The sequence below is a fragment of the Micromonospora sp. M51 genome (assembly GCF_018070305.1).
Classification (GTDB): domain Bacteria; phylum Actinomycetota; class Actinomycetes; order Mycobacteriales; family Micromonosporaceae; genus Micromonospora; species Micromonospora parva.
In genome coordinates this window covers 1-6427 of the sequence record NZ_JAGPXZ010000332.1, presented here as the reverse complement: position 1 = coordinate 6427, position 6427 = coordinate 1, and the positions used below count along the sequence as shown (strand labels likewise).

Annotated in this window: 6 protein-coding genes and 1 pseudogene; all 7 read right to left on the bottom strand. The window is 72.2% G+C overall.

What is annotated here, in order from left to right:
• Positions 1-311: pseudogene (locus tag KBX53_RS18395) on the bottom strand (hypothetical protein); the annotation flags it as partial.
• 5 nt (positions 312-316) lie between these two features.
• On the bottom strand, positions 317-1315 hold the full coding sequence (locus KBX53_RS18390; RefSeq protein WP_210860584.1) for an RNA polymerase subunit sigma-70: 999 nt from the start codon (positions 1313-1315) through the stop codon (positions 317-319).
• 387 nt (positions 1316-1702) lie between these two features.
• The gene (locus tag KBX53_RS18385) at positions 1703-2485 is read right to left on the bottom strand and encodes a hypothetical protein (RefSeq protein ID WP_210860583.1); all 783 of its coding nucleotides are present in this window, start codon (positions 2483-2485) and stop codon (positions 1703-1705) included.
• A gap of 138 nt (positions 2486-2623) precedes the next feature.
• On the bottom strand, positions 2624-3412 hold the full coding sequence (locus KBX53_RS18380) for an SDR family NAD(P)-dependent oxidoreductase (RefSeq protein WP_210860582.1): 789 nt from the start codon (positions 3410-3412) through the stop codon (positions 2624-2626).
• Positions 3413-3481: 69 nt separating this feature from the next.
• Positions 3482-4786 carry an enolase C-terminal domain-like protein gene (locus KBX53_RS18375; RefSeq protein ID WP_210860581.1) on the bottom strand — a complete coding sequence of 435 codons (1305 nt, stop codon included), beginning with the start codon at positions 4784-4786 and terminating at the stop codon, positions 3482-3484.
• Positions 4786-5625 carry a fumarylacetoacetate hydrolase family protein gene (locus KBX53_RS18370; protein ID WP_030330514.1) on the bottom strand — a complete coding sequence of 280 codons (840 nt, stop codon included), beginning with the start codon at positions 5623-5625 and terminating at the stop codon, positions 4786-4788. The genes KBX53_RS18375 and KBX53_RS18370 overlap by 1 nt, the downstream gene beginning before the upstream one ends.
• Positions 5626-5689: 64 nt before the next feature.
• Positions 5690-6427 (bottom strand): aldo/keto reductase (locus tag KBX53_RS18365; RefSeq protein WP_210860580.1); only part of this gene is annotated, 738 nt, incomplete at its 5' end.

Below are 6427 nucleotides of genomic sequence, written 5' to 3'. Positions count from 1 at the left end.
ATCTGGGTGTCCTCAGTGCTGGTCATGGCGTCTCCATCGACGGTGAGCTGGCGTACCGGACTGGTTGACTGGCGTGGGACGTCCCGTGGCGTACAGACGCGCACCGTCGCCGTGCGGCGGCCGGGGTTGCGCAGAGCGCGGACGCCGGTGCCGCGCAGCCAGAACCCGGCGTCGCGTCCGAGGACCGGCCCTGGTTCGCCGTCGCGCAGCTCCAGCTGGATCCGTCCGCTGGTGACGACGGCGAACGCGTCGGACCACTGCGCCCCGACCACCGCCGCGCGGGCGCCCCCGGGCAGGGTCAGCGTCCGCATCGGGACTACTCCCTGCCGTCGGCCGGCAGTCGCGGCGGCAGACCGAGCCGCGGGAACTGGTCGGCGTGGAAGATGAAGACCTCGGTGATCGCGCCGTCGGTGACGCGCAGGACGTCGATCGTCAGCGGCAGGTACGCGCCCTCCTGCTCGCGCCAGTGGTAGAAGGCGACAGCGGGTTGCCGGTTCACCGAGGTGGGCACCGCGCGCAGGCCCGTCATGGCGTCGAAGCCGTCCTCGACCCAGTTGCTCAGCACCGCGTCGCGGCCGACGGACAGGCCTGGCGTGGGCGGCATCGAGGAGCGGACGTCGTCGCGCAGCATGGTGGCGAGCGCGTCGACGTCGGTGGCCACGCTGGCGTCGGTGAAGCGGCGCACCAGCTCGCGCGTCCCGGCGTCCTCGTCGCCGCCGACCCAGTCCTGCCGCTCGGCGGGCAGGTGCTCCCGCATGCCGGCACGGGCCCGCTGCAGTGCGCTGTTCACCGAGTTGACCGAATCCCCGAGCAGCTCCGCGACGTCCTTCGCCGGCCAGCCGAGCACGTCGCGCAGGATCAGCACGGCCCGTGGACGCGGCGCCAGGTGCTGGACCGCGACCAGGTACGCCAGCTCGATCGTCTCCCGTGCGACGGCGACGCTCTCCGGCTCGTCCCCGTCGCCCGCGGGCAGCTCGTCGAGCAACCGGTCCGGGTAGGGCTGCAACCACAGCACCTCACCGCCGGTCGCCGGCTCCGGGCGGCGCTTGGCGAGCAGGTCCAGGCAGGCGTTGGTGGCGATCCGGTACAGCCATGCCCGGAACGTCGACCGCCCCTCGAACGTCTCCCGCCGCCGCCAGGCCCGCAGGAACGTCTCCTGCACCGTGTCCTCGGCGTCCTCGAACGAGCCGAGCATCCGGTAGCAGTGCACGTGCAGCTCCCGCCGGTGCCGCTGTGCCAGCCCCGAGAACGCCGGCTCGTCGACCTCGCCGAGACCGCTCACAACCATCTCCTGCAGCCGCGTGTCCGCACTCATCACGTCATCCTTCCGCCTCGTCATGTCCTGTCGGAGGTATGACGGGCGCGGACGCGACAACTCATCACTCGGGATGGGCGCTCGTCGGCGGCGGGCGATGGCGGGGTGGTGCTGGGATCATGTCCAGATGAGCGAGGAGCAGGCGCGGGTGCTGTCGCATCGAGGTATCCGGCGGCCGTACTGATCCGACAGCGACCGACGGCAGCTGGTCGCACCAACCCGCACGGTCGTCGTGGGGCAGACGCCCCGACCAGCCTGATGACTCGCAGGCATCATGATGCCTGTGAGTCATCACGCTCGCGGGCGCATCCGCCGCTCGGCGGAGCACCCGGGTCCCCGATGGCTCCGATCAGCACCCGCCCGCACGGCCTGGGGGACGGCGCGGTGCTACCGGGCGGTGCCGCCGCCCGATCGGCCCGCACCGGCGGAGGGCCGGTGCGCGATGCGGGGTGCCCGCACGGCGGAGGCGTTGCCGGCTCCGGGGCGGTGGTCGCGCGCCGCGCTGGCCACCATCTCGTCGGCGTCGCGAGTGAGCGCCTGCCGGATGTGCGGCGGGACGACGTCGGACGTGGCCATCGCCAGTCGGACCTGCACCGCGCGGTCGTCGACCAGCCGGGCCAGATCCGCCTCGCTCAGCTCGACGGCCCGCACCAGCGCGGCACGGACGTCGGCCACCGGGTCCGCGGCGAGCGCGCTGCGCTGCTCGGCGGTGGTCCGTGGATTGCGGGCGACCCCCTTGCGTACGCGTGCGGTGCGGTCGGCCAACAGGGCGGTGATCACGTCGGGGTCGTGGGTGTGCGTGGCGAGTCGTTCCCGTACCTCGGGTGACACGTCGTCGATCAGCTTGGCGGCCAGCTCCGGCTCCAGCTCCCGACTCTCCGCGAGCAGGCCGCGAAGCTCCTTGTCCGAGGTCTGCGCCATGACCTGGCGGATCGACTCGTCGCACGCCGGGTTGCCGGCGACCGCCCAGCGGACCCACCGGTCGGCGTCCTTGACCAGGCGCATGAGGTTGGCGATCGAGGTGGAGGGGTTCCTCGCCACCGCCTCCCGGACCTGACGATCATGGTCGCGGGTGAGCGGTCGCAGGGCCTGTGCGGGTGCGTCGGCCCGAGCGGCGACCGCCTTGCGGACCAGTACCGACGGGTCGGACGCCAGGTCGATAAGGGTCATTTGTGGCGTTGTGGGGTCCTGGGCGAGCGCGAGTCGAGCGTCAGCGCTCCCGCCGATCGGACGGTGGGCGGTGGTGCCGGACCCGCTGTGACGGTCGGGCTCGCCGACGTCCTGCTGTTTCCCCATCGCGCAATCATGTCACGCGCCCGATTCGGCAGGATCGGCCGCGGGCCGCGCCGGGGCAGGTAGGCGCAGGCCGGACATGCCTCCGTCGACAGGCAGCGACGAACCGGTCACCGACCCGGTCGCGGGCGACGCGAGGTAGACGACGGCGGCGGCCACCTCGTCGGCGGTCACCAGGCGGCCGGTCGGCTGCCGCGAGGCCAGGTGCCGCTTCTCCGCCGTCGGGTCGGCGGCGCCGGCGAGCAGGCGGGCCACCCAGGGCGTGTCGACGGTGCCGGGGGCGACGCAGTTGACCCGGACGCCATCCGTCACCAGGTCGGCGGCCATGGCGAGGGTGAGGGCGTGCACGGCACCCTTCGACGCCGAGTACAGGGCGCGTTTGGGCAGACCCGTGGTCGCCGCGATCGAGGAGATGTTGACGATCGCCGCGGACGACGACCGGCGCAGGTACGGCAGGGCGACGGCGCTGGTGCGGGCCACACCGGAGACATTGACGTCGAGTACCCGGCTCCACTGCTCGTCGTCGTTCTCCTCCACCGTGCCCACGGCCGAGATCCCGGCGTTGTTGACCAGGATGTCGATGCCGCCGAACGCCTCGGCGACCGCTGCGACGGCCGTGCTCAGCGAGGCGCGGTCGGACACGTCCGCCCGGACGCCGAGGACGCCGGGATCCTCCGGCAGACCCGACAGCTCCAGGTCCAGGACACCCACCCGGGCGCCGGCGGCGGCGAACGCCCGCACACACGCGAGCCCGATCCCCGATCCGCCTCCGGTCACCACTGCCACCAGACCGTCACACCGCATGCTGCTCTCTCCTTCCGAGTAGTTGACGCACCGCCGTCAGGTCGGCCGCGCGGTGAAGCGCGTCCCGAGTCAGACCCAGGCCGGCCCGTCGGGGTACGCGTACGTGGCGAGGCTCTCCGGACGCATCGCGGCGGAGAACCCCGGCGCGCTGGGCGCCACGTAGTGCCCGTCCTTGATCACCACCGGGTCGAGGAAGTGCTCGTGCAGGTGGTCGACGTACTCGACGACCCGGTCACGCATCGAGCCGGACACCGCCACGAAGTCGAACATCGACAGGTGCTGCACCAGCTCGCACAGGCCCACTCCCCCGGCGTGCGGGCAGACCGGCACCCCGTACTTCATGGCGAGCAGCAGGATGGCGACGTTCTCGTTCACGCCGCCCACCCGGCAGGCGTCGATCTGAACGACGTCGACGGCACCGGCCTGGAGCAGCTGTTTGAACACCACCCGGTTCGCCACGTGCTCGCCGGTGGCGACCCGGATCGGCCCGCCGTCGGGTGCGCTGGTGGCGAGGGCGGACCGGATCGCCGCGTGGGCGAGCACATCGTCGGGGCTGGTCGGTTCCTCGATCCACCACGGGTCGTACGGCGCCAACTCGCGCATCCGGTCGACCGCCTCGGCGACGTCCCAGCGCTGGTTGGCGTCGAGCGCGATCCGGATCCGCGGGCCGACCGCCTCGCGGGCGATCTTCAGGCGGCGTACGTCGTCGGCGGCGTCCGCGCCCACCTTCAGCTTGATCTGGGTGAACCCGTCGGCCACGGCCTGCCTGGCCAGCCCGACCACCTTGTCGTCGGAGTAGCCGAGCCAGCCGGGCGACGTGGTGTACGCGGGGTAGCCCCGCTCGGTCAGCCGGGCGATCCGGTCGGCCCGACCCGGCTCGGCGGCGCGCAGGATCTCCAGTGCCTCGTCGGGGGTGAGGGCGTCGGTGAGGTAACGCCAGTCGACCAGGTCGACGATCTGCTCGGGGCTGAGGTCGGCCAGGTAGCGCCAGACCGGCTTGCCCGCCCGCTTGGCGACCAGGTCCCACATCGCGTTGATCACCGCTGCGGCGGCGAGGTGCATCACGCCCTTCTCCGGGCCGAGCCAGCGCAGCTGCGAGTCCTGGGTGAGCGAGCGGGCGAACGCACCGAGGTCCACGGTGTCCGGGTCCAGGCCGACCACGTACGGCACCAGCGCGTCGATCGCCGCCCGGCAGACGTCGTTGCCCCGCCCGATGGTGAAGGTGAAGCCGTGCCCGTCCGGGCCGTCGTCGGTGCTCAGCACCAGGTACGCGGCCGAGTAGTCGGGGTCGGGGTTCATCGCGTCGGAACCGTCGAGGTTCCGCGAGGTGGGGAACCGGACGTCGTACGTGTCGACGGAGGTGATCACCGCCATCAGGCGTCCCGGAGCGTGTTGCGCTGCCGACCGAGGCCGTCGATCTCGACCTCCATCACGTCGCCGGCGGTCAGGTACGGGAAGCGGCCGGAGAGCGCCACTCCCTGCGGGGTGCCGGTGTTGATGACGTCGCCCGGCTCCAGCACTGTGTACTGGGACAGGTGCCAGACCAGGTACGCCACGTCGAAGATCATGTCTTTGGTGCTGGAGTCCTGTCGGGGCTCGCCGTTGACCCAGGAGCGCAGCCGCAGCGCCTGCGGGTCGCCGACCTCGTCGGCGGTGACCAGCCACGGGCCGAGCGGTTGGAACGTCTCGCAGGACTTGCCCTTCGACCACTGACCACCGGAGACGGCGAGTTGGAAGTCCCGCTCGGAGACGTCGTTGGAGAGGACGTACCCGGCGATGTGCCCGAGGGCGTCGGCGGGCGAGGCGAGGTAGCGGGCCGGTCGGCCGATCACCACCGCCAACTCCACCTCCCAGTCCGTCTTCGTCGAGCCACGCGGGATCAGGACCTCGTCGTGCGGGCCGACGACGGTGTTGGGCGCCTTGTAGAAGATGATCGGGTCGGTCGGTGGCGCGGCGCCCGATTCGGCGGCGTGCGCGGCGTAGTTCTGCCCCACGCAGAGCACCACCCCGGGCCGGGCGACCGGTGCGCCGACCCGCTGACCGGTGACGTCGATCTCGGGCAGGTCGGTGGCCTCGCGGACCCTCCGCACGCCGTCGCCGGCGAGGAACTCGCCGTCGATGTCGGCGGTGAGCGACGAGAGGTCGAAGTGCCTTCCGTCGGCGAACAGCACGGGGCGTTCCCGCCCCACGGGCCCGACGCGCATGAACTTCACGAACCAACCTCCAGTGCATAGGTACGAGTCGCGACACAAGCCGGACGGCTGCTCGCGTCGATGATCACGGCGTCGGCACCTGGCTCGGCAGCAGACCCTCGGCCTTGAGATCGGCCCACAGCGCATCGGGCACGTCCCACTCGAACATCGCCACGTTGTCGGCGATCTGCTCCGGGTCCCGGGCGCCGACCACCACGCTGGTGACCGCCGGGTGCCCGAGCGGAAACTGGATCGCCGCGGCCCGCAGCGGTACGCCGTGCCGCTCGCACACCGACCGGATCGCGGTGGCCCGGTCGAGCAGCCTGCGGCCGGCCGGGGCGTAGTCGTAGGGGGCGCCCGGGCTCGGGTCGGCCAGCAGGCCCGAGTTGTAGACCCCGGCGGCGATGATCGCGATCCCCTTCGCCTGGCACAGCGGCAACAGCTCGTCGAGGCCGGACTGGTCCAGCAGCGTGTACCGGCCAGCGAGCATGAAGCAGTCGAAGTCGCCGGCGTGGGCCAGCTCGACCAGCGCCGGGGCCTGGTTCATGCCGGCGCTGACCGCGCCGATCTCGCCGGCCGCCCGCAGCTGCGCCAACGCCGGGTACGCCCCGGCGACCGCCTCGGCGAGGTGGTCGTCCGGGTCGTGGATGTGCGCGATGTCGATCCGGTCCAGCCCCATTCGGGCCAGGCTCTCCGCGTGGGAGCGGCGTACTCCGGCGGCGGAGAAGTCGAACCGGGGCACGAGGTCGGTCGGCTCGGCCCAGAACTCTTGCCGGTCACCACCGTCGGGGACGAGCAGCCGGCCCACCTTGGTGGAGACGGT

Bases quoted from the DNA above. Each gene is read 5' to 3' on its own strand.
- KBX53_RS18390 (WP_210860584.1), bottom strand. From the start codon at position 1,315: ATGAGTGCGGACACGCGGCTGCAGGAGATGGTTGTGAGCGGTCTCGGC.
- KBX53_RS18385 (WP_210860583.1), bottom strand. From the start codon at position 2,485: ATGACCCTTATCGACCTGGCGTCCGACCCGTCGGTACTGGTCCGCAAG.
- KBX53_RS18380 (WP_210860582.1), bottom strand. From the start codon at position 3,412: ATGCGGTGTGACGGTCTGGTGGCAGTGGTGACCGGAGGCGGATCGGGG.
- KBX53_RS18375 (WP_210860581.1), bottom strand. From the start codon at position 4,786: ATGGCGGTGATCACCTCCGTCGACACGTACGACGTCCGGTTCCCCACC.